We start from the raw sequence: 1,343 nt of genomic DNA on the forward strand, positions 1-1,343 counted from the left end.
CATGCCGCCGCAGGAACCCGGGCCGGGGATGGCGGTTTCTTCAATCTGCTTGAGCTCAATCAGATCCATGTCGCCCCGGGAATGGGCGCCCATGGCTTCGAACACGGAGACAATATCGGTATGGCCCTTACCGGGCATGATGGTGCCGCCGTAGACGAACACGCTGGGGCGATTCAGCCGCGCCATGCCCATCAGGCAGCCCGGCATGTTTTTGTCGCAACCGCCCAGGGTCACCAGGCCGTCAAACCCTTCGCAGGCGGCCACGGTTTCAATGGAGTCGGCAATCACCTCGCGGGAGACCAGCGAATACTTCATCCCTTCGGTGCCGTTGGCGATCCCGTCAGAGATGGTAATGGTATTGAAAATCACGCCCTTGCCGCCGGCCGCATCCGCGCCCTGGCAGGCCTTGTCGGCCAGCTCACCAATGTGGCTGTTGCAGGGCGTCACCTGACTCCAGGTAGACGCGATGCCCACCTGAGGTTTACGAAAATCTTCATCGGTAAATCCCACGGCCCGCAACATGGCCCGGCTCGCCGACTTGCCTGGACCGTCGACGACCTTGGCGGAATGCCGGCGGCGTGGATCGCCCTGTGCATCACTCATACCCTCTCCTGATTCCGGTTAACGCTTCACCGCCAGCACGGCAAAGGTGTCGCCAATGTCCACCCGTGCCGGGTGACGGCGACCAATCAACATGCCCTTGAAAGGCGCCAGATACTCTACCGGTGGCTCGCCGGTGCGGTCGATGGCATGCACACGGGCAAGCACATCACCCTGCTGCACCCACTCACCCAGCGCCACCGCAAATTCCAGCAAACCGCGATGCTCACTGACACGGTAATAGTCTGCGTTGGGGATCTCCAACGCCTGCGATGTCACCGGTAGCGGGTCGCCGGGCAGAATGCCGGCAAAGCGTAACACGTTGTCCACGCCCTGCTCTGCCAGCGCCACGGTATCCGGGGTAGTCGTGCCGCCGCCGCGCAGCTCGGTGCTAATGAACACCCGCCCCTGGGCTTCTACCACGCTATCGAACAGGGCCGCCTCCTCCAGCTCCGCCATAAACAGGGTGTAAGGGGCCCCAAACGCCTCTGCCCCGGCCAGGCAGCGCGCTCCAAAGGCCTCATCGGCGAGGCGATGGGTGGCCGCAAAAGGCAACAGGTCCAGCGTGCGTCCACCGGAATGCATATCCAGCACCACGTCGGCCAGCGGCACCAGATAACGGGTGAAGTAATCGGCAATTTTTTCGGTGAGGGTACCGGCGGGGTTGCCCGGAAAGGCCCGGTTCAGGTTGCCGCCGTCCAGCGGTGAAGTACGCGTGCCGTTCAGCACCGCCGGGTGATTCA

General features: G+C 63.1%; 2 protein-coding genes. Both read right to left on the reverse strand.

Going from position 1 to position 1,343, the window contains the following annotated elements:
- A partial coding sequence (locus A3754_RS02800) for a dihydroxy-acid dehydratase (protein ID WP_197468409.1) occupies positions 1–603 on the reverse strand: 603 nt, incomplete at its 3' end.
- Between the two features lie 18 nt (positions 604–621).
- Positions 622–1,343 (reverse strand): succinylglutamate desuccinylase/aspartoacylase family protein (locus A3754_RS02805; protein ID WP_063518795.1); only part of this gene is annotated, 722 nt, incomplete at its 5' end.

It is taken from the genome of Alcanivorax sp. HI0083, assembly GCF_001635175.1.